Below are 22,219 nucleotides of genomic sequence, written 5' to 3'. Positions count from 1 at the left end.
TAAATTTGCACCTTATTCAAGACTATGTTAGAAAAAGAAGTTATAAATTTTGAGAGAACAGTTATCGTTGGTATTGTTACTCAGAATCAAAGTGAAGAAAAACTAAATGAATATTTAGACGAATTGGAGTTTTTGACTTTTACCGCAGGAGGTGAAGTTATTAAACGCTTTTCGCAAAAAATGGAACGCCCTAATCCGAAAACTTTTGTGGGGACAGGGAAAATTGATGACATCAATCTTTTTGTAAAAGAAAATAAAATATCGACTGTAATTTTTGATGATGAATTAACGCCATCGCAGCAGAAAAATATCTCAAGAATTATTGACTGTAAAATTCTAGACAGAACCAACTTAATTCTAGACATTTTTGCGCAGAGAGCTGAAACTTCATATGCTAGAACACAGGTAGAATTGGCACAATGTCAATATTTGTTACCAAGACTTTCTGGTTTATGGACACACCTTGAGCGCCAAAAAGGGGGAATTGGTATGCGTGGACCTGGAGAAACGGAGATTGAAACCGATAGACGTATTGTACGTGACCGAATTTCGTTATTGAAAGATAAAATCAAAACGATCGATAAACAAATGAGTATTCAACGAAGTAATCGTGGAGCAATGGTTCGTGTAGCTTTGGTTGGATATACCAATGTTGGAAAATCGACTTTGATGAATGCAATTGGTAAAAGCGATGTTTTTGTCGAGAATAAGCTGTTTGCAACTTTAGATACAACAGTTAGAAAAGTGGTGATTAAAAACCTTCCTTTCTTGCTTTCTGATACAGTTGGATTTATTCGAAAATTGCCAACTCAATTGGTAGATTCGTTTAAAAGTACTTTAGATGAGGTTCGAGAAGCCGATTTGCTTTTGCATGTGGTGGATATTTCACATCCTGATTTTGAAGATCATATTGAGTCTGTAAATAAGACTTTGCAAGAGATCAAAAGCAACGACAAACCAACTATTATGGTTTTTAATAAGATCGATGCCTATAAACATCTTACGATCGACGAAGATGATTTGATCACAGAAAGAACCAGAAAACACTGGACGCTTGACGAGTGGAAACAAACTTGGATGAGTAATGTAGGAGAGCATAACGCATTGTTTATTTCTGCTAGAAATAAAGAGAATTTTGAAGAGTTCAGAGAGACAGTTTATGAAGCTGTCCGCCAGATTCATATAACACGTTTTCCTTATAATAATTTCTTGTATCCTGATTATAAGGATGCAGTTGAAAAGGATGAAGAATAACAAAAGAGCTTTTGATTTTATCAAAAGCTCTTTTTGTTTTGCCACAGATTAAAGGATTTAAAAGATTTTTTAATCTGAAATAATCCTTTAATCTGTGGCATTATAAATTTTAAAGTTTAGTTGTTATGATAATTAAAACCCAAAATTGACTCCTAGACCAAATACTTCTCTAGTTTGAAGTCCTGCAAACGCATTATCATCATAAATAGCCTGAAACGATAAATTAGCAGATAAAAACTTGTTGATTTTCATTATGACATTTAATGAATAATTTATATCTACATTTTGTGGGTCTTCTAGATAATTAGAATAAAGATTAAGTGTGTTTTCGGCAGTAACGTTTGTCATGATTGCTAATTTGTAATAAACTGAAGCATAAAAACCAAGTTCATAACGCATACTTTTACCTTCGTCAACGCCAAAATAACTGCCGTCTACATATGGAAGGCCTGTAAATCTATCAATTCCAGTTGTATAGGCATTATCGACAAAAGTGAATTTTGAAGTTAGCGGAGCAAAATTTATTTTAAGATTGTCATCTTTTGTCCAGTAAATACCTGGCCCTGTTGTTAGATAGCCAGGAGACATAAATTTGGTTTGTTCAGTCCTGATTTGCTTTCCATTGGCATCTTGATCATAAATATAGCCAGTTGAAAACTGTGTTCTAAAATTTAGAAAGTATGAATAATACCATTCTCCAAAAGCTCTTTTTCCGAGTATAGAATTGAACTCTAAGCGGTCATCTGTTTTTTTTGTGAAATCATCATTTTTGGTTTGAAGAAGACCGTACGATGCTAAAACCTTGTTGTCCCAAGTTAAATCATCTTTTTTGTAATTGAAATCATAATTGATTCCTAATGTTCCAGAAAAACTGTCTTCGCCTCCTGCAATCCAGTTGTTAAAACTCGATTGGTTTAGTAAAAGAGAAACAGTTCCTTTTGTTTTCCAGCCTTCGCCTTCTATAGTATCGTTAATTTTTTTTACTGCTTTTTCAGTATTCTGAATTAACTCTTTTTCTGAATTTTGGGCTTGTACAAATGTGAAGTTTACTAAAATGAAAAGTAATAAGGTTAGCTTTCTCATGGTTTTTAGTTTAGAGTGTATAATCAAATATACTAAAAACCAATGGAAAGTTAAGGTTTGTTGTAGTGTTATTGCAGGTTATTTCTTAGATTCTTTGTATAAAGGCACTGCAGAGCATGCTTCGCCGTACATAATACTGCGGACAAATGGCTGTAAATAATTTGCTGCTAAAATATAAGCACGCATTGGAACCGGCTTTCTTGAACAGCCTTTTACAATAACGGGTTTGCCTTTGTAAACAGAATAATCTATCTTGCTTAAGAGCTCTTCGTAAAGGCTAGCGTCAAGATCTTCTATAGTTCCGTTAACAACTTTTTTTGCAAAAGGAGCCAAATGAACACTCACTAAAATTAGTGCCCAAGCGGGAATAATAGCATCTGTGCTACAGTATACAGCAACATATTGATCTTGGTATTGTGACCAGTCGTGGTTTTTAAGGTATTCTCTAAAGTCTTTTTCTTTCAATAAAAATCCTTCCAAAAGCCATTGCGAAATGTCAATCTGCACGCGCATTCCTTTTGGGTAATAATCCTCAAGATCAAAAACTTCTAAAGCACTATTGGCAACTTTATTGATAATTTCTTCCATTTTTTTAGTCTGAAAGTCGAAGGTCGAAAGTCATAAAGCCTTTTACTTTGAGACTTTATGACTTTGAACTTTATGACTATTTTTTAAAGCATTCCTAATTCTAATTTAGCTTCTTCGCTCATTAAATCTTTGCTCCAAGGCGGATCAAAAGTAATTTCAACGTCAACATCTTTAATGTTTTCTATTGCTTTTACTTTTTCTTCTACTTCTCTTGGCAAACTTTCTGCAACTGGGCAGTTTGGAGATGTAAGTGTCATAAGGATTTTTACTTCGTAATCAGTATTTACCATTACGTCGTAAATTAATCCTAATTCGTAAATATCTACAGGAATTTCAGGATCGTAAATGCCTTTTAAAACTCTTACGATTGATTCTCCTAATTCGTTTGTGTCTATTTCTTGTTCCATTTTTATTTTTGTTTTTACCATTAAGATATTAAGGGAATTAAGTTTTGTAGTATGCTTAATTCTCTTTTAATAGTTAGAAAATTAAGCTTATTACTTTATGAATCTTAATGCCTTAATGGTTTAAAATTTTTTAATTTTTGTTTTTTGCATCAAAAGCCAAAGCGTACATTTTGATGTTTTTTATCATCGAAACCAAACCGTTGGCACGTGTTGCAGATAAATGTTCTTTTAAACCAATTTCGTCTATAAAATCAGTATCAGCTTCTAGAATATCTTTTGCCTTTTGATTTGAGAAAGCGCGAATTAAAATTGCAATTATTCCTTTCGTCAAAATAGCATCGCTATCTGCTGTAAAAACGATTTTATCGCCTTGTTCTTCACCTTGCAACCAAACTTTTGATTGGCAGCCTTTGATTAAATTATCGTCGGTTTTGTACTCTTCTTTGATTAACGGAAGACTTTTTCCTAGTTCGATGATGTATTCATAACGCTGCATCCAGTCGTCGAACATTGAAAACTCATCTATTATTTCGTCTTGTATTTCTTTTATCGTCATAATTATTCTTTAGAAAAATCAACTAATAAATTTACTAGTTTTTCGATTTCTTTTGGCGGAAAACCATTGTCGAAACCTGGAGTTTCATATGTTTTTCCATCTTTAGTTATTTTTAAATTTCCTATTGCTGCACCATCATAAGTACGTTTGTCTGTTGGTGCTTTTAACGTAGAAAGACTTTCTAAATTTACTTTTGAATAAGCATCAACAATTTTATTCCATTTTGCATCATCAATATTGCTTTTAACAGCTTCTGCGTTACGTTCTTTAACAACCGAAACCGATTTGTTTTGGACTACAATACTCTTGTAATAACCTCTCGACATTGCAGAATATTCAATTTGAGTCGATTTCATGTCTGCTTTTTTTTGACTGCAGCATCCCGTAGCAATAAAAAGTGTCAGGAGCAATAATGATACTATTCGCATATTTAGTTTTTTTAGCTTAACATAGTTTGTGCTTTCTTAACAGCATCAACCATTGCATCGATTTCTTCTTTTGTATTATAGAAAGAAAATGAAGCACGAATCGTTCCCGGAATACAGAAGAAATTCATGATTGGCTGCGCGCAATGATGCCCGGTTCTAACAGCAATTCCTAATTTATCTATAATTGAACCAACATCATACGGATGAATTCCATCGATATTAAATGAAACTACAGAAGCTTTATTTTTTGTGTTTCCGTAAATTCGTATGCCTTCAATTTCGTTAAGACGTTTTGTAGCGTGTTCTAACAATTCATTCTCATATTCATGAATTTTATCAAAACCGATCTCGTTTAGATAATCAATTGCAGTTCCTAAAACAATTCCGCCAGCGATGTTTGGCGTTCCAGCTTCAAATTTATGAGGAAGATCTGCATAAGTTGTTTTTTCGAAAGTAACTTCTTTGATCATTTCTCCACCACCTTGATAAGGAGGAAGTTTGTTTAGCCATTCTTCTTTTCCGTATAAAATTCCAGTTCCCGTTGGACCGCACATTTTATGACCAGAAAAAGCATAAAAATCACAATCTAATTCCTGAACATTTGGTTTTAAATGCGGAACAGCCTGCGCGCCATCAATTAAAACTGCAGCTCCAACTGAATGCGCTTTATCAATAATATATTTGATTGGATTGATTACACCCAATGCGTTTGAAATATGATTTACAGTAACGATTTTCGTTTTATCCGAAAGCAATTTGTCAAATTCGTCAATGATTAATTCTCCATTATCATCGATTGGAATAACTTTTAAAACAGCACCAGTTTTTTCGCATAACATTTGCCAAGGCACAATATTGCTGTGGTGTTCTAATGAAGAAACGACAACTTCATCGCCAGGTTTTAAAATAGAAGCAAATCCGTTTGCAACTAAGTTAATTCCGTGCGTTGTTCCCGAAGTAAAAAGCACTTCGTGAGCATGTTTTGCGTTGATGTGATCTTTTACTTTTCCGCGAGCAACCTCGTAAGCATCAGTTGCTAACTGGCTCAAAGTGTGAACGCCGCGGTGAATATTGGCGTTGATTTCCTGATAATATTTTACTTCTGCATCAATCACAACTTGTGGTTTTTGCGAAGTAGCTCCGTTGTCGAAATATACTAATGGCTTTCCGTTTACAGTTTCAGAAAGTATCGGGAAATCAGCTCTTATTTTTTGAATATCTAGCATGTCTTATTTAGAAAAAATCTATTTACAAAAGTACTAAAACTAAATTTGTTTATACAGTAATTCTATAATTTCCTTTTATGATGCCATTGTCACAAGGCGCAAATGCTGATTCTGTAAAAATCTGTTCTGTTTTCTGAATTATCTGAACCAGATTTATAATTTGGGTTCTAAAATCGTGAACATAAATTATTTATATTGCATTAAAAATAACTAACTATCATGAAAAAATTTCTCAAAGTACTTTTGCTTGTTGTGGTTCTTGCTTTTTTATATTTTGGATTTACGACTTATCCAAAGCTTGATTTAATTTCTGGTTTCTCAGCTAAAAGTGTCGCGTCTGGGCATTTTATAGATAATCGCCCGTTGGATTTAATTCAGAAAACGGATAATGATATCAATTTGGTCGACTTGGCTAAAAACTCAATTGATGATGCTGGAAAATATGCCATTTCTTCTGTTTATGGGTTGAAAGAAAGAAAAGCGATTTATCGCGAAGGATTAGGAGCGACTTTGATTAATGATGATTTTGATGTTTCGAAACCGTATCTTCTTCCAAAAAGAACGAAATTAGAAAACAATCTTCCTTTTCCATATGGAAATAATGAACCAAAAGACACTTCATTTTCTAATATTGATTATTCGAAACTGAAAAAAGCAGTTGATAATGCATTCGACAAAACAGGTGGAAGAATTAAAAGAACTCGCGCTGTTGTAGTTTTATATAAAGATAAATTGATTGCCGAAAAATACGATACAGGTTTTAATAAAGACAGTAAAATTTTAGGTTGGTCAATGACAAAAAGTATCACAAGTTCAGCTTTCGGAGTTTTGGCTAAACAAGGGAAAATTGATATTTATAAACCTGCTCCAGTTGTAGAATGGAAAAATGATGAGCGTAAAAATATTACGCTTAACGATTTACTTCATATGAATTCTGGTTTAGAATGGGAAGAGAATTATAGCACAATCTGCGATGCAACAAAAATGCTTTTCCAAGCAGAAGATATGGGTAAAGTACAATTGGAAAAACCAGCTCAATTCAAACCAAATACGCATTGGAACTATTCTTCAGGAACTACAAATCTCTTGTCTCTTATTTTAAGAAGGCAATTTAAAACACAACAGGAATATCTTGACTTTTGGTACAGCGCTGTAATCGATAAAATCGGAATGAACTCGATGATTGTTGAACAAGATATGTCAGGAACTTTCGTAGGTTCATCTTATGGATGGGCAACGCCAAGAGATTGGTCAAAATTCGGATTATTATATCTTCATAAAGGAAACTGGAACGGCGAACAAATCCTTGACGAAAGCTGGGTAAAATATACTGCAACTCCAACGAATACTTCTGATGGAAAATATGGAGCGCAATTTTGGTTAAACGCTGGAGGGAAATTTCCAGATGTTCCTAGAGATATGTTTTATTGCAGTGGTTACCAAGGGCAAATGGTGGCGATTATTCCATCTTTAGATATGGTAATTGTAAGAATGGGAGTGAGAGAAGAAGAACCAGGATTTGATTTTAACGGGTTTTTGAAGGAGGTTATTTCTTCTGTGAAAAAGTAATTTAGGGCAGTTATGAAAGTAAAATTAAATGAAGAACTTAGATTTTTGTATTATTTAGTTAGTACAATAATTTTTATTGGGAGTCTTGGGTTTTTAATATATAGTATATGGATTAATGAAATTACTGCTATTGTTTTTTGCAGTATTTTTTCATTGTTTGTATTCTTTTTTAAGAGAAGATTTAAAAAAGTAGAAGAATAAAATTGTTTTAAAAGCGCAAAGTTCGCAAAGTTTTATAATAAACCTTTGCGAACTTTGCGTAACCTTTGTGCCTTTGCGGTAAAACCTGACTACAAATCAAATCCTAAATTCACGCCTAATTTAGTGGCAATGATTTTAGTAATTCTTTGTTTTAATTCTGGTATTTTAATGCTTTCGATCACGGCATTTGAGAATGCGTACATCAATAAAGCTTTAGCTTCTTTTTTCGGGATTCCACGTGACTGCATGTAGAACATTGCTGTTTCATCAAGCTGTCCAACAGTACATCCGTGAGAACATTTTACGTCATCAGCAAAAATCTCTAATTGTGGTTTTGCGTTGATAGTAGCTTTGTCGCTCAATAAAATATTGTTGCTTTTTTGGAAAGCATTTGTTTTTTGAGCTTCTTTTTCTACCAAAACTTTTCCGTTGAAAACTCCTGTTGAACGATCAGAGAAAATTCCTTTATAATCTTGGAAACTTTCGCAGTTTGGTTGTGCGTGGTTTACCAAAGTATAATGGTCAACGTGTTGTTTGTCATTCAAGATAGAAATTCCGTTTAACGTACTTGTTAATCTTTCTCCGAAATGGTAAAAGTTTAGGTTGTTACGAGTTAAATTTCCACCAAAAGAGAAAGTATGCACATAAGCGTGGCTTTCTTGTTGTTGAGAAACATAAGTGTTGTCGATTAAATTCGCTTCGCTATTATCGTTTTGAATTTTGTAATAATCAACAATTGCACGTTTTTGAGCAAAAATCTCAGTAACAGAGTTTGTCAAAACTGGATTTTCGTTCAAACTTTGGTGACGCTCGATAATTTGAACATGTGAATTTTCGCCCACAATAACCAAATTTCTTGGCTGAACCATTAAAGCTGCTTCGTTTCCAGTTGAGAAATACATGATCTCGATTGGTTTATCAGCCACTTTTTTCTTCGGGATATTGATAAACGCACCTTCAATTGCAAAAGCCGTATTCAATGAAGTCAAGCTGTCATCTTTACTTGCAATCTGATTAAAGTACGTATCAATAACCATTTTATATTTTGGTTTGGTCAATGCTGATGACATCAAGCAAACATCGATTCCGTCATGCGTTGTAGAAGACAAATGCGAACTGAAAACGCCATCGATAAATACTAATTTGTACGTATCGATTTCGTGTAAAAAGTATTTTTTTACCTGATTAAATTCGATTGCATTTTCCTGCTTTGGAAAAACCGTAAAGTCATTTTTTAAGATGGCATTTAGCGATGTATATTTCCAAGCTTCTTCTTTTTTGGTTGGGAAACCTTTATTTTCGAAGTTTTTTAAAGCATTTGTGCGTATGTCATGTAAATCTGAATGTACATCAACACGCTCTTCAAAAGCCATAAAAGACGATACTAATTTTTCTTTTAAATCCATTTTTCTGTTTAGTCTTAAAGTCGAAAGTCGAAAGTCGAAAGACTTAGGATTGTCGACTGTTTTTGCCAAAAGGTCAAGAATTAAAGCATAAAGTTTATGACTTTCGACTTTATGACTTTGGGCTCAAATATTTAATGAAACCGCTTAATAATTTCGATATTTCTGTTATCGATTCTAAAAGCATTTCAAATTCTTCTTTTATAATATATTCTAAATCAAAAGCTAAATATAATTGAGATCTTACTTCTCCTGCTGATGCTTTGGCTACATATAAAAAGTAAATAAACTCTTTGTCTGTATTTCTTTCAAAGCCTTCTGCTATATTTGATGATATAGAAAGTGATGCACGTCTTATTTGTCTAACAAAATCAAAGTCTTTTTTGAAATTAGAATTTTCAGTAATCAAATATATTTTCTTATTGAAGATTCGAGATTTTTGCCAAGAATTTATTTCCTCAAAAGATTTGAACTTACTCATATTGTATTTTCGACTTTACGACTTTTGACTTTCGACTTTATGACTGACTAATTCTCTGCCTTAATCCAGTCGTATCCTTTTTCTTCTAATTCGTAAGCCAATTCTTTTCCTCCAGATTTTACGATTCTTCCGTTGTAAAGAACGTGAACGAAATCAGGAACGATATAATCTAATAAACGTTGGTAGTGTGTAATCACGATAATAGCGTTTTTGTCGCTTTTTAATTTGTTTACACCATTTGCAACAATTCTTAAAGCATCGATATCAAGACCAGAATCTGTTTCGTCAAGGATCGCTAATTTTGGCTCAAGCATTGCCATTTGGAAGATTTCGTTTCTTTTTTTCTCTCCTCCAGAAAAACCTTCGTTAAGAGAACGAGAAAGAAATTTACGGTCGATTTCTAATAATTCAGATTTCTCACGAATTACTTTCAGCATTTCGTTTGCTGGCATTTCTTCCTGACCGTTTGCTTTACGAGTTTCGTTGATAGCGGTTTTCATGAAGTTAGTAACGCTAACTCCAGGAATCTCTACCGGATATTGAAAAGAAAGGAAAACACCTTTATGTGCTCTTTCCTCTGGAGCTAAATCAGCAAGATCTTCTCCGTCTAGAATTACCTCTCCGTCTGTAACTTCGTAGTTTTCGTTTCCTGCAATAACAGCAGAAAGTGTACTTTTTCCAGAACCGTTTGGTCCCATTATCGCGTGAACTTCTCCAGCTTTAACTTCTATATTAATTCCCTTAAGGATTTCTTTATCACCAATCGCGGCGTGAAGGTTTTTTATTGATAACATTGTTCTTTATTTTATATAAATGTCAATTCTATTTTTGTTGTTTGGTTTAGGATATTGGCATTAAAATGCGCGTGTCCTAAATATTCCATGCCTAAATAATCGGCTGATTTTTGAAACGGAATATAAAAACTTTCGTCAGTTTCATTATCGTGAGAATTTGATATCACCCCGATTTTTTTCCCTCTTAGTTTTCTTCCAGTTTCTTTTTCAATTCGGATTAAATCTGAAATCCTGTCGAAAAAGACCTTCATAATTCCGCTCATATTATACCAATAAATGGGCGTTGCAAAAATTAAAGTATCATACTGTTCGATAATTCTTCTTATTAAAGGCAAAAAATCATCGCCTAAATTTTTGCTTTCGTAATCATAATAGGAAATATTATAATCACTTAAATTAACTACATCAATGTTGTGTTCTTTCGAAAGTTGATCCACAATTTTTGCTGTGTTTCCGTTTTTTCTAGAAGAACCTAAAATGATGACTGTTTTATTCTCCATCTTCAAATTAACCTACAGATCCTTCTAAAGAAATCTCTAATAGTTTTTGAGCTTCAACAGCAAATTCCATTGGAAGTTTATTCAAGACATCTTTACTGAAACCGTTTACAATTAAGGCAATCGCTTTTTCAGTCGGAATACCTCTTTGGTTGCAATAGAAAACCTGATCTTCTCCAATTTTACTTGTAGTTGCTTCATGCTCGATTTTTGCAGATGGATTTTTACTTTCGATATAAGGGAAAGTATGTGCACCGCAATTGTTACCCATTAATAATGAGTCACATTGAGAAAAGTTTCTTGCATTTTCTGCTCTTGGCGAAATTTGCACTAAACCACGGTAGCTATTTTGAGATTTTCCAGCCGAAATACCTTTAGAAATAATAGTCGATTTAGTGTTTTTTCCTAAATGGATCATTTTAGTTCCGGTATCAGCTTGTTGGAAATTATTGGTTACAGCAATTGAATAAAATTCTCCTACTGAATTATCTCCTTTTAATACACAAGAAGGATATTTCCAAGTTACAGCAGAACCTGTTTCAACCTGTGTCCAAGAAATTTTAGCGTTTGTTTCGCATAAACCTCTTTTGGTTACAAAGTTGTAAACTCCACCTTTTCCTTCTTTATTTCCAGGGAACCAGTTTTGAACGGTAGAATATTTAATTTCAGCATCATCCAAAGCGATCAATTCAACCACAGCAGCGTGCAATTGGTTTTCGTCACGACTTGGAGCAGTACATCCTTCAAGGTAAGAAACGTAGCTTCCTTCGTCAGCAATAACTAGAGTTCTTTCGAATTGTCCAGTTCCTGCCTGATTGATTCTGAAATATGTTGAAAGTTCCATTGGGCATTTTACACCTTTTGGAATATAACAGAAACTTCCGTCAGAGAAAACAGCTGAGTTTAATGCTGCATAGAAGTTGTCTTTTTGAGGTACAACAGTTCCTAAATATTTTTTTACTAATTCTGGATGTTCTTTAATTGCTTCAGAAATTGGACAGAAAATAATTCCTTTTTCTGCCAAAGTTTTCTTGAAAGTCGTTGCTACCGAAACAGAATCGACAACAATATCCATAGCGATATTGTTCATTTTTTTCTGTTCGTCGATAGAAATTCCTAACTTTTTGTACATCTCTAATAATTCTGGATCAACATCATCCAAAGTTTTATTAGGATCTACTTGTTTTGGAGCTGAATAATATGAAATTGCCTGAAAGTCTGGTTTCTCATAACGTACGTTTGCCCACTCTGGCTCAATCATTTCTTTCCAAGCGCGGAAAGCCTCGATACGCCATTCGGTCATCCATTCAGGTTCTTCTTTTTTTAGAGAAATTGCTCTTACAATTTCTTCGTTTAAGCCAATAGGGAAAGTCTCAGATTCTATATTGGTATAAAATCCGTACTCATATTCTTTAGTTTCCAGTTCGATCTTTAAATCGTCTTCGGTGTATTTGCTCATTATTTTTGTTGTTGTCTAATGTTTTGAAGTCTAAAATTCGAAAGTAAATCGAAGTCTTTATGACTTGAGAACTTTCAGCTTTTGACTAAAGAGAAAATGATTCCCCGCATCCGCAAGTTCTGCTCGCGTTAGGATTATTGAAAACAAAACCTTTTCCGTTTAATCCGCCAGAAAATTCTAAGATTGTTCCAGCTAAATAAAGGAATGATTTTTTTTCAACAGCAATAGATATATCGTTGTCTACAAATATTTTATCGTCGTCGTTTTTGGTTTTATCAAATTTTAACTCATATGATAAACCAGAGCATCCGCCGCTTTTTACACCAACTCTTACATAGTCGTGCGCAGCATCAAAACCGTCGTCTTTCATTAAGTCGATGATTTTCTTTTTGGCAGTATCAGAAACTTTTATCATGGTTCTTAGATGTTTGTTTTTAATGGACTTTTTACTTCTGTATAAAAAATATTACAGATTTAAAGCGCTAATTTTCAATGTTAAATAGAAATTGTCTGCAAAGATACGACTTAAAAACCTTTTTCCATAACGGTTCACATTATTATAACAAATGAGAAAATAGATAATACTTATTTTGATAAAATCGATCTTAAAAACAGTTCTTAAATTTCCAAAAGGAACTTTTTTAGAATTAAGTTGCAAATATCGCTCCTAAATGTTAAAAAACAAGTATTTCTACTGATTATAACCGTTTTTTATTCAATATTTTTGCAGAAAATTAGGAGTAATTATGAAAAAACAAAATGAAATAAAGTGGTTTAAACCCTTGTTTGCTTTAATTTTTGTTTTAGGAGTAGGTGCTGTAGTCTTGGTTTTTAGCAGTGAGCCTGATAAAAATAACAATGAAGGTAAAAAGGAAAATATTGCCAAAATAATCTCATTTGAAAGTAAAGAAACAAGTGAGCAAAAGAATATTTTAGATTCTTTAAATACATTAAAAAATGCATATGATCAGGCTATTTTAGAAAAAACAGCTTTATCTAAGGAATTAGAATTAGAGCGTAAAAATGTTGAGAATTTAGTCGCTATTATTAAAGCTTCTAATAATCCATCGGCGGAGCAGATTAAAGTTTATCGCAATCAGCTTTCAGATTTGAATGCATCGTTAGAAAATAGAGTTCAGGAAATTAAAAAACTGAAATCTCAAAATAAAAATTTATTGACAGAAATTGAAAGTCAGAATGTTGTCATGTACAATCAAAAGGTAGAAAATGACACTTTGGTATCTAAACAAAAAAAGTTAGAATCGACTCTCAAAGATGCTTCAAAGCTTTACTTAAGCAATTTTAAAGCAATTGCACTTCGTGAAAAAAACTCTGGAGCAGAACTGGAAACAACGAAAGCAAAGAACACCAAAAAATTAAAAATTAGTTTTACGGTTAATGGAAATGCAGTTGCAAAGACAGGAAGAAGAGTTTTTTATGTTCAGGTTTTAGATCAGAAAAACACTGTTCTGGGCGATAATAAGCTGATTGAATTTGGAAATGATAAAGCGCTTGTTTATAGTTTTATAGTAAGTACCGATTTTCAAGGTAAATCGGTAAATGCATATGGGGTTTTGAATGCTGACCAGTTTAAGAAAGGAACTTATTTTGTGAATTACTTTGATAAGCAGGAAATAATGGGAAGCACATCGGTTACATTAGAATAAAAGTTTTTTGGCTTTAAATTTTAGCAAAAGGAGTTTGAATTTTCTAGCTTTGTTCTTTTTAGAAAATCATTCTCATGAAACTTTACCCTATCGAATCTGGAAATTTTAAATTAGACGGAGGCGCAATGTTTGGCGTTGTTCCTAAAACCATTTGGAATAAAACCAATCCTGCCGATGCCAATAATCTTATCGATATTGCGGCTCGCTGTTTATTGATTGAAGACGGAAATCGTCTTATTTTAATTGACACTGGAATGGGCGATAAACAATCAGAAAAGTTTTTTGGATATTATTCGCTTTGGGGCTCACATTCTTTAGATAAGTCTTTGGCAAAATATGGTTTTAATCGAGATGATATTACAGATGTTTTTATGACGCATCTTCATTTTGACCATTGCGGAGGAAGTGTTCGATGGAATGCCAATAAAACAGGTTACGAGCCAGCTTTTAAAAATGCCAAATTTTGGACAAACCAAAATCATTGGGAATGGGCAACAAAACCTAATGCACGCGAAAAAGCTTCTTTCTTGTCTGAAAATATTCTGCCAATGCAAGAAAGCGGACAATTAAACTTTATTGAAAGGCCTGAATCTGATTTTGGATTTGCAAAAGAACTTGGTTTTGATATTTACTACGTTGATGGCCATACCGAAAAACAAATGATTCCGTATATCAAATATCAAGACAAAACAATTGTTTTTTGTGCCGACTTATTAGCAACAGCAGGGCATATTCCGCTTCCATATGTAATGGGTTATGATACAAGACCTTTGTTGACAATGCCTGAGAAATCAAAATTCTTGAATTTGGCAGCAGATAATAATCATTATTTGTTTTTAGAACATGATGCGCACAATCAAATTATAACGGTTGAGCACACTGAAAAAGGTGTTCGATTAAAAGATGTTTTTACTTGCGAAGAGATTCTTTAAACAGAATAAATTAGACATAAAAAAATCCCATTTTCTAATATTGAAAATGGGATTTATTTTTTGAAAAAGGGGACGATTATTCTACTATAACTTTTTTAGCGGAAGCGGCATCTCCATTAATTAAATACACATAATAAACTCCTCTTGGCAAGCCAGATAAGTCGATCGTATTATTTGTATTTACATTATTTAAAGTAAAAGATTTTACTAATTGTCCTAACGAGTTATAAACTGTTGCTTTGTCTAATGCAATATTATTAATCGTTATTTCACCTTTTGTTGGGTTTGGGTATAAAACGACTTGGCTAAACTCAGATTTGTCAATACCTAGACTTTTGCAAGTATTAGAATACGTAGTGGTCGATTCTTTGATGCTTGACCAATTTGCATTTGAATAATTCTCATCATCAACTTGTATACAATTTAGTTTTGCATTTCCTAGAAAGCTAGTATATATAATTGTATCATCTGCCATTTTACCACTAACTGAAGGAAGAACAAAGTTTTTATTGTTTCCATTTTGAATGTTTAAGGAGTTTAATGGATTGAATTCTACAAAAACAAGTTCAAGTAAAGGATTATGAGATAAATCTAAAGTTGTGAGTTGATTCCAAGATGCACTTAATCTTTTTAAGAGAATATTATAGCTTAGATCTAAAGAGGTTAATTCATTATTGCTACAATATAAATCTGTAAGTTTAGTATTGAAAGAAAGATCTAATGCAGTAATCTTATTAAGGTCTATTATCAAATAAGTTAGCTCCGGTGCATTTGAAACATTTAATTGTGTTAAATTGTTTCGGCTGCAGTCAATAAGAGAGAGTGCTGTATTTGAGGTTAAATCTAAATTGGTAAGCAGATTTTTAGAAGTGTTTAAAAACAAAAGTTCTTTGTTGTTAGCTAAATTTATAGTAGAAACCTCATTGTAAGCAAAGGATAAATTTAAAAGCTTAGTATTTTTTGTAACGTCTAGCGATGTTAACTGATTTGAATTTAAATCTAATTTCGTAAGATTTAAATTTTTACTAACATCTATCGTAGTAATATTATTGCCACTGCAATCAAGATAGGTTAATCCTGTAAAATTTTCAATGCCCTTTAGATCGGTAATGTTACTATTTGATAAATTTAAAGAAGTAATTTTTTCTAAGTTTTCAACAGAAATTTTCCCATTTACTCCATCCTTGTCGATGCCTAATTCGATTAGTTTTTTTTCAAAATTAGAATCAATTATGGCATAAAGTGTACAGTCTAAATTGTAATTTGCTGCATCATCTTTAATATTAGCCCATTTTTGATTGGAGTAAAATTCATCGTCAACAGTAATACAAGTTAAATCTGGATTTTTTGTAAAACTTGAATTTAGATCTAAATTTTTATTATTTCCATTCTTTAAATTTAAGCTCGTTAAATTATTAGAACCACAATTTATAAAAGTTAGCGCTTTATTTTGAGACAGATCTAAAGCGTTTAATAGGTTTGAGGAACAATTTAAAGTGCTTAAGTTTGAAAAGCCATTAATTCCAGTTAAGTTTTTGATGTTACTGTTCTCTACATTCAATGCAGTAATGTTTGAAATACTAGTGTTTAAAATAGTACCATTTTTGCCATCTTTATCGATTTGTAAATAAATTAATTTGTCTTCAAAAGCTGGATCTGGGATTGCAGTAATCTGAGAGCAGTCAACAGTTGAATATGATGCAGATTTTTCTTTAAAGCTTGTCCACTTTTCATTAGAATAAATTGGGTTATCAACCAAAATACAGGTAAGCAATGGGTTTTTCGTAAAATCAATAGCATATGGTGCTATTTGCATATTTCTATTGTTCCCATTTCTTAAGTTTACATTAGTAAGGAGGTTGTTTTCTGAGCATGTTAAAAGACTTAGCAATTTATTTTGAGACAGATCTAAACTTTTTAATTGGTTTAATTGGCAATTAAGTGAAACCAGTTCTTTATTATTTGAAACATCTATAGTAGTTAACTGATTTGATGAACAAGCAAAATATTTTAATTTAAGATTGTTTGAAACATCAATGTTTTGGATTTTATTATTTGTTACTGTTAAGTTTTCGAGAACGGTATTATGTGAAATATCTAATGTTGTTAGATTGTTGTAGCTAATTGACAAATAGTTTAAAGCTAAATTTTTTGAAAGGTCGACTGTCGATAATTTGTTAGACATTACATTTAAAGATGTCAAAGCTTTAAAACCTTGTATTCCAGTTAAATCAGAAATGTTGCTGTAATAAAGATTTAACTCTGTAACAGATTCAATAGATGAACTCAAAACATTTCCATCTGGAGTTCCAGAATCTATTCCTAATTCGATTAGTTTTTTCTCAAAATTAGCGTCAGGAATCAATGTGTATTGCTGGGCATAGACTGAAAAGTTTGCTAATAAAAGCAATAAAAGTAGTTTTATTTTCATAGGTTCAGTTTTTGGATTTAGTCATGCAAGTATACAATTTTATGAGAATGTTTCTTTACGGAAAGCCGTAACGCATACCGTGGAATCATAAATAAATCCCATTTTCTAGTATTGAAAATGGGATTTATTTTTTGAAAAAGGGGACGATTATTCTACTATGACTTTTTTAGCGGAAGCGGCATCTCCATTAATTAAATACACATAATAAACTCCTCTTGGCAAGCCAGATAAGTCGATCGCATTATTTGTATTTGCATTATTTAAAGTAAAAGATTTTACCAATTGGCCTAACGAGTTATAAACTGTTGCTTTGTCTAATGCAATATTATTAATCGTTATTTCACCTTTTGTTGGATTTGGATATACAACGACTTGACTAAATTCAGATTTATCAATGCCTAGACTTTTACAAGTATTAGAATACGTAGTGGTCGATTCTTTGATGCTTGACCAATTTGCATTTGAATAATTCTCATCATCAACTTGTATACAGCTAAGAGAGTTAAGTCCTAAGAAAGTGGTATACAATGTAGAAGCAGATTTTCTTCCAGTATTTGATGGCAGAATAAAATTAGCATTGTTTCCGTTTCGAAGATTTAAATAAACCAAAGGATTATTAACAACATATACAATTCTGAGCCTAGTATTTTTGGATAAATCTAATGTAGTAAGTTGATTTGAAGAAGCGTTTAGTGTTTCTAAAAGCAAATTGTTGCTTACGTCAAGCGAAGTAATTTGGTTATTGCTTATATCTAAAGTTGTTAAAGAAGTAAAATATTCAATACCAGTTAAATTTTTAATATTGCTGTTTGAAAGGTCTAAAGTTGTTATCGAACTTGCATCAGCAACTGTAATTTTTCCGTTAAGACCATCAGTATCAATTCCTAAATCAATTAACCTTTGTTCAAAATTAGCATCTGGAAGCGCCACATACTCTACTGTACAAGTAGTATTGTAAGTAGCCCAAGAATCTTTAGCATTCATCCAGTTTTTATTCGCATAGGCTACATCATCAACTTGAATGCAGGTTAAATTTGGGTTATTTTTTAAGTTATCAACCATAGTGGTATTGATGAATTTGGTATTGTTTCCGTTTTTTAAATTAAGACTAATTAACTGATTGGAAGCACATTTTAGATAATCTAAAGAAGTGTTTTTTGAAATATCAAGAGACGTTAATAAATTAGAACTACAGTTCAAACCTCCTGATAAAGGATTATTAGAAGTATCTAAACGAGTAATTTGATTAGAATCACATTCGATCCTGATTAGATTAGTATTTTTTGAAGTATTTAAAGTGGTTAGTTTATTACTGTTACAATACAAACCGTTCAGTAAAATATTTTTAGTAATGTCTAATTCTGTTAATTGATTATGATCACAAATTAAATCTTCAAGAGCTGTATTTTGAGAAATATCAAGCGTAGTTAATAAATTAGAACTACAGGTTAAGTGCACTAAAGCAGTATTTTTTGAAACGTTTAAATCTCTTACCTTATTTCCAGGCATATATAACGATCTTAAAGTTATATTTTGTGAAACATTTATGCTGTCTATTTGGTTGTTGTGAAAATAGAGACTTTTTAAAGCTATATTTTTAGAAACATCCAAATCTTTTAACTGATTATCGCCTATAGATAAATTTTCTAAAGTAATATTGTTAGAAATATCGATGCTGGTAATTTGATTTTCATCGCAAAAAAGAGTTTTTATAGACTTAAAATTTTGAATTCCAGATAAATTCGTAATTGATTCGCCCATAATAAACAATTCAGTTACCGAAGCTATTTTTGAAGTAAGAACTCTTCCGTCTGGAGTTCCAGAATCAATTCCTTTGGCAATTAGGGCTTTTTCAAAATTTAGATCGGGAATTGAAGTATACCCATCGTTACAGTTCTTATTAAAGCTTGCAGTAAGATCTTTTTTGCTAGACCAGTTTGCATTAGCGTAAGCCACATCATCGACCTGTATACAAGTTAAATTTGGATTATTAACAAAATTTAGATAGACAAGTTTATCATTGTTTCCATTTTTTAAATTTAGACTCGTTAATTGATTGGAATTAGGATATAATCCAACTAAGGAAGTATTTGCGCTAACATCTAAAGTGGTTAGCTGATTTTTTGAACAGTTTACAAATTCTAAAACTTTATTTTTGCTTAGATTCAAATTTGTTAATTGATTAGATTGGCAATACAATTCTGTTAGAGTAGTGATTTTAGAAACATCCAATGAGGTTAATTTATTTTCGCGGCAATCCAGCAGATTTAAAGCTGTATTATTACTTACATCTAAAGTGGTTAATTGACTTGTATTACATCCCAAAAATGTTAAAGCTGTATTTGAGCTTACATCTAAAGAAGTATATTGGTTTGAACCCGAATCTAACTTTGTTAGCGCCGTATTTGCTTTAACATTTAAAGATGTTAATTGATTCGAATAGCAGCTCAAATTAAGCAAAGCAATATTATTACTTACGTCTAAAGAGGTTATTCTATTGGTACTACAATCTAGAGTAGTTAGAACGGTATTTTTACTTATGTTTAATGTTGTTAATGAATTTTGGCTACAATTCAAATCAGTTAGTGATACGAAGTCTTGTATTCCCGTTAAATCTGAAATATTACTTTTACTAACATCTAAGGAAGTTAAGGTGTTAATATTAGATGTGAGGATTTTTCCATCAAGTGGAAAATTATCCAATCCTAAATTGATTAATTTTTGTTCAAAACTCGGATCAGGAATTAAAGTATAAGGAGGTTGCTCACCAGGAGTATACAAAGCCGAAATTTCCGCTGGAGTTAAAATACGATTCCAGATGGCAACATCGTCGATTTTTCCCTTAAACCATTCATCTTTATTATCAGGATATCTTTCTCCCAATCGGAAAATATTATTGGTAGTATTTAAACTTACAGTTCTTTCATCTACAAACTTACCGTTTACATATAAGGAAAGTTTTGTGCCATTATAAGTAAGTGTAAAGAAGTACCAATCATTGTTTGCGTAATTAAAATTGTTTACATAAAAGTCATCATTAGAAAAATCTGAACCTGTTATAGGTTCAAGATAACCTTTGCTGTAAATATAAAGGGATAGCCTTTGCAGTTTTTCTGCGTTGCCATAATTAAAAATACAAGTTTCAAATTTATTAGGATTGGTAAAAACATTATCTGTTTTAAACCATCCAGATATTGTTCTTGAAGAATTTTTTTGAGGAATATTTGGCATAAAAACATTTATAAAATTGTCTACGCCATTAAAACTATAAGCACTATTATTGTTTCCAAATCTATCCGAAGTTAGAGTAGCACCAGCTACACTCGCATTTAATCTGTTTCCGCTTACATCGTTCGCATTTCCATTAAAAGGATAATAAGCAACCAAACCATCTGTTGGTATTGGATCACTTACTGAAACGGGCTGAATAGATACATCAAATGCTGCTTTTGCGCTTTCGCATCCATTGAGTGTTTGCGAAACATAATATTTGCCTGTACGCAAAGGGGTTGATAAATCTAGAGGAGTTGTTTCTGTATCAGAACTATACCATTTAAGGCTGACTCCGCTAGCTTTTAAATTAGCTACAATTGCGGTACTATTAAATGTCTGTACATCTGGATATGTATATGGTGGAGGTGTATTGCCTGGTTCGATGTTTGCTACAATTTGAACTAAACATCCGTTTTTGTCTATTACCATTACTTGATACATTCCAGGAGGCAAATCAGCAAAGACATTTGAGCCTTGATAAGGATTATTTGAGATAGCGTATTGATATGGTAAAGTTCCTCCCAAAGCATTAACGGTCAAACGTCCATTTTTACTCACATCACCGCAGGCAGGGCTTTCAACAATTACGTTAGCAGTAAGAGCTACTGGTTGCAAAATATCAAAGCTTTTTGTGATTGATAATGAAGCAGCATCTGTTATTGTGCAAGTGTAGGTTCCAGCTGCTAAGTCTGTTATAGAAGCTGTTGTTTTTCCATTAGACCAAAGGTAAGTATATGGAGCAGTACCGCCATTAACTGATATTATAGATGCTGATCCTGTATTGCCAAAACAGTTTACATTTGTAAAAGCTGTTGTTGCTGCTAATGTCCCAGGGCAGGCCAAAAGTGTTGTCACATTTTTATTGGCAAACGTCCCCAGACCTAATTGTCCTTCAGAATTTCGGCCTGTTGTCCAAAGAGAGTTGTTTGTATCTATGACGGTGGTATGAAAATAACCAACAGCTATAGTCTCATAATTGATTGCTGACCCTATTTGAACAGGAGCCATAATGTTTGCATTTGCCCCATTGCCTAATTCTCCATCTAAATTGTATCCCCAACCCCACAGAGAGCCATTATTTTTTATAGCAATGGTATGATTTCCACCGCAACTAATAGTTTTCCAATCTGTAGAAGTTCCTATTTTTGTAGGAACATAGAAATCTGTTCCGGAGCCGCTACCTAAATTTCCATATGCACTTTCTCCCCAACCCCATAAGCTGCCATCGGTTTTTATAGCCATATTGTGGGATACACCAGCGGAGATGGTTTTCCAATCACTTGATGTTCCAATTTTCTTTGGAAGAAGGCTGTCAGTGTGAGTATTATCGCCTAATTGACCAAATGAATTTGACCCCCATGTCCATAGTGTTCCGTCTTTTTTAATAGCAACACTGTAACCAGAACCTGTTTCAATTGTTTGCCAGTCATTTGCTGTGCCTATTTGGGTGGGCGTATTTTTATTGTTAGTGGTCCCATCACCCAGCTGTCCTTTATAATTATTTCCCCATCCCCATAAAGTACCATCTGCTTTTAAAGCAATGCAAAAACCATCCCCTGCTGAAATCGCTGTCCAATCGGTTGCAGTTCCTATTTGAATAGGTAAGCTGCTGTTTGTCCTTGTACCATCACAAAGTTGTTCGTAAAAGTTATCTCCCCAAGCCCATAAAGTTCCATTTGTTTTTAATGCAACAGTAAAGGATTGTCCTGCTGATACAGTTTTCCAATCTTTATCTATTCCTATTTTGGTAGGCGTGTTTGTTATTGTAAAACTGCCAATACCTAACTGTCCTCTTCCATTTTCTCCCCAAGACCAAAGAACACCATCTGTTGTTAAGGCAACAGTGTAACCAGCTCCAGTGGCTACTGTTTTCCAGCACTGGGCATTTATTTGTGAAAAAGAAAGAATTAAAATTAAAAGTAAAATTTTCCTCATAGAGTTAATATTTGGGTTAATTAATTGAGACGAAT

General features: G+C 32.8%; 18 protein-coding genes. 4 read left to right on the top strand and 14 right to left on the bottom strand.

What is annotated here, in order from left to right:
• The first annotated feature begins 24 nt into the window (after nucleotides 1-24).
• Entirely contained in the window at nucleotides 25-1,254 is a 1,230-nt protein-coding gene (hflX, locus tag JI750_RS04265) for a GTPase HflX (RefSeq protein WP_201999104.1), read from the top strand.
• A 132-nt stretch (nucleotides 1,255-1,386) separates the two neighbouring features.
• Here hflX and JI750_RS04260 read toward each other — a convergent pair whose 3' ends face one another.
• The 6 genes from JI750_RS04260 to JI750_RS04235 all read right to left on the bottom strand — a co-directional run bounded on the left by JI750_RS04260 (nucleotide 1,387) and on the right by JI750_RS04235 (nucleotide 5,542).
• Nucleotides 1,387-2,337, bottom strand: a complete 951-nt coding sequence (locus tag JI750_RS04260) for a DUF3078 domain-containing protein (protein WP_201999103.1) — start codon at nucleotides 2,335-2,337, stop codon at nucleotides 1,387-1,389.
• Nucleotides 2,338-2,415: 78 nt separating this feature from the next.
• On the bottom strand, nucleotides 2,416-2,925 hold the full coding sequence (locus JI750_RS04255) for a DUF2480 family protein (RefSeq protein WP_201999102.1): 510 nt from the start codon (nucleotides 2,923-2,925) through the stop codon (nucleotides 2,416-2,418).
• A gap of 83 nt (nucleotides 2,926-3,008) precedes the next feature.
• On the bottom strand, nucleotides 3,009-3,332 hold the full coding sequence (locus JI750_RS04250; RefSeq protein WP_008466058.1) for an SUF system Fe-S cluster assembly protein: 324 nt from the start codon (nucleotides 3,330-3,332) through the stop codon (nucleotides 3,009-3,011).
• Nucleotides 3,333-3,462: 130 nt separating this feature from the next.
• Entirely contained in the window at nucleotides 3,463-3,888 is a 426-nt protein-coding gene (locus JI750_RS04245; RefSeq protein WP_201999101.1) for a SufE family protein, read from the bottom strand.
• Nucleotides 3,889-3,890: 2 nt separating this feature from the next.
• Nucleotides 3,891-4,316, bottom strand: a complete 426-nt coding sequence (locus JI750_RS04240) for a hypothetical protein (RefSeq protein ID WP_111378873.1) — start codon at nucleotides 4,314-4,316, stop codon at nucleotides 3,891-3,893.
• A gap of 11 nt (nucleotides 4,317-4,327) precedes the next feature.
• Nucleotides 4,328-5,542, bottom strand: coding sequence for an aminotransferase class V-fold PLP-dependent enzyme (locus JI750_RS04235; RefSeq protein ID WP_201999100.1), 1,215 nt, complete (start codon nucleotides 5,540-5,542; stop codon nucleotides 4,328-4,330).
• Between the two features lie 219 nt (nucleotides 5,543-5,761).
• Between JI750_RS04235 and JI750_RS04230 the strand changes: the two genes are divergently transcribed.
• The gene (locus JI750_RS04230) at nucleotides 5,762-7,111 is read left to right on the top strand and encodes a serine hydrolase domain-containing protein (protein ID WP_201999099.1); all 1,350 of its coding nucleotides are present in this window, start codon (nucleotides 5,762-5,764) and stop codon (nucleotides 7,109-7,111) included.
• Between the two features lie 290 nt (nucleotides 7,112-7,401).
• Here JI750_RS04230 and sufD read toward each other — a convergent pair whose 3' ends face one another.
• The 6 genes from sufD to JI750_RS04200 all read right to left on the bottom strand — a co-directional run bounded on the left by sufD (nucleotide 7,402) and on the right by JI750_RS04200 (nucleotide 12,361).
• Nucleotides 7,402-8,718, bottom strand: coding sequence for a Fe-S cluster assembly protein SufD (gene sufD / locus JI750_RS04225; protein WP_111368792.1), 1,317 nt, complete (start codon nucleotides 8,716-8,718; stop codon nucleotides 7,402-7,404).
• A 109-nt stretch (nucleotides 8,719-8,827) separates the two neighbouring features.
• Complete coding sequence (locus JI750_RS04220) at nucleotides 8,828-9,196, bottom strand: four helix bundle protein (protein WP_012023264.1); 369 nt, start codon at nucleotides 9,194-9,196, stop codon at nucleotides 8,828-8,830.
• 47 nt (nucleotides 9,197-9,243) lie between these two features.
• A complete protein-coding gene (gene sufC / locus JI750_RS04215; protein WP_008466070.1) occupies nucleotides 9,244-9,990 on the bottom strand; it encodes a Fe-S cluster assembly ATPase SufC in 747 nt (248 codons plus the stop codon).
• 11 nt (nucleotides 9,991-10,001) lie between these two features.
• The gene (locus JI750_RS04210) at nucleotides 10,002-10,490 is read right to left on the bottom strand and encodes a flavodoxin family protein (protein WP_201999098.1); all 489 of its coding nucleotides are present in this window, start codon (nucleotides 10,488-10,490) and stop codon (nucleotides 10,002-10,004) included.
• 7 nt (nucleotides 10,491-10,497) lie between these two features.
• Complete coding sequence (gene sufB, locus JI750_RS04205; protein WP_111425869.1) at nucleotides 10,498-11,946, bottom strand: Fe-S cluster assembly protein SufB; 1,449 nt, start codon at nucleotides 11,944-11,946, stop codon at nucleotides 10,498-10,500.
• An 85-nt stretch (nucleotides 11,947-12,031) separates the two neighbouring features.
• Nucleotides 12,032-12,361 (bottom strand): HesB/IscA family protein, encoded by a 330-nt coding sequence (locus tag JI750_RS04200; protein ID WP_008466073.1) that lies wholly within the window; start codon nucleotides 12,359-12,361, stop codon nucleotides 12,032-12,034.
• Nucleotides 12,362-12,692: 331 nt separating this feature from the next.
• On the opposite strand from JI750_RS04200, the gene JI750_RS04195 reads away from it, so the two are divergent.
• Complete coding sequence (locus JI750_RS04195) at nucleotides 12,693-13,613, top strand: DUF8428 domain-containing protein (RefSeq protein ID WP_201999097.1); 921 nt, start codon at nucleotides 12,693-12,695, stop codon at nucleotides 13,611-13,613.
• A 74-nt stretch (nucleotides 13,614-13,687) separates the two neighbouring features.
• The gene (locus JI750_RS04190; RefSeq protein ID WP_201999096.1) at nucleotides 13,688-14,545 is read left to right on the top strand and encodes an MBL fold metallo-hydrolase; all 858 of its coding nucleotides are present in this window, start codon (nucleotides 13,688-13,690) and stop codon (nucleotides 14,543-14,545) included.
• Nucleotides 14,546-14,621: 76 nt separating this feature from the next.
• Here JI750_RS04190 and JI750_RS04185 read toward each other — a convergent pair whose 3' ends face one another.
• Nucleotides 14,622-16,976 carry a leucine-rich repeat domain-containing protein gene (locus JI750_RS04185; RefSeq protein ID WP_201999095.1) on the bottom strand — a complete coding sequence of 785 codons (2,355 nt, stop codon included), beginning with the start codon at nucleotides 16,974-16,976 and terminating at the stop codon, nucleotides 14,622-14,624.
• 147 nt (nucleotides 16,977-17,123) lie between these two features.
• Complete coding sequence (locus JI750_RS04180; RefSeq protein ID WP_201999094.1) at nucleotides 17,124-22,184, bottom strand: RCC1 domain-containing protein; 5,061 nt, start codon at nucleotides 22,182-22,184, stop codon at nucleotides 17,124-17,126.
• Nucleotides 22,185-22,219: the final 35 nt, after the last annotated feature.

Origin of the sequence: Flavobacterium tagetis (assembly GCF_016735615.1) — a bacterium.
In the GTDB taxonomy this organism is placed as follows: Bacteria; Bacteroidota; Bacteroidia; order Flavobacteriales; family Flavobacteriaceae; genus Flavobacterium; species Flavobacterium tagetis.
The sequence above is the reverse complement of the archived record's forward strand: the minus strand, read 5'-3'. Positions and strand labels throughout refer to the sequence as shown.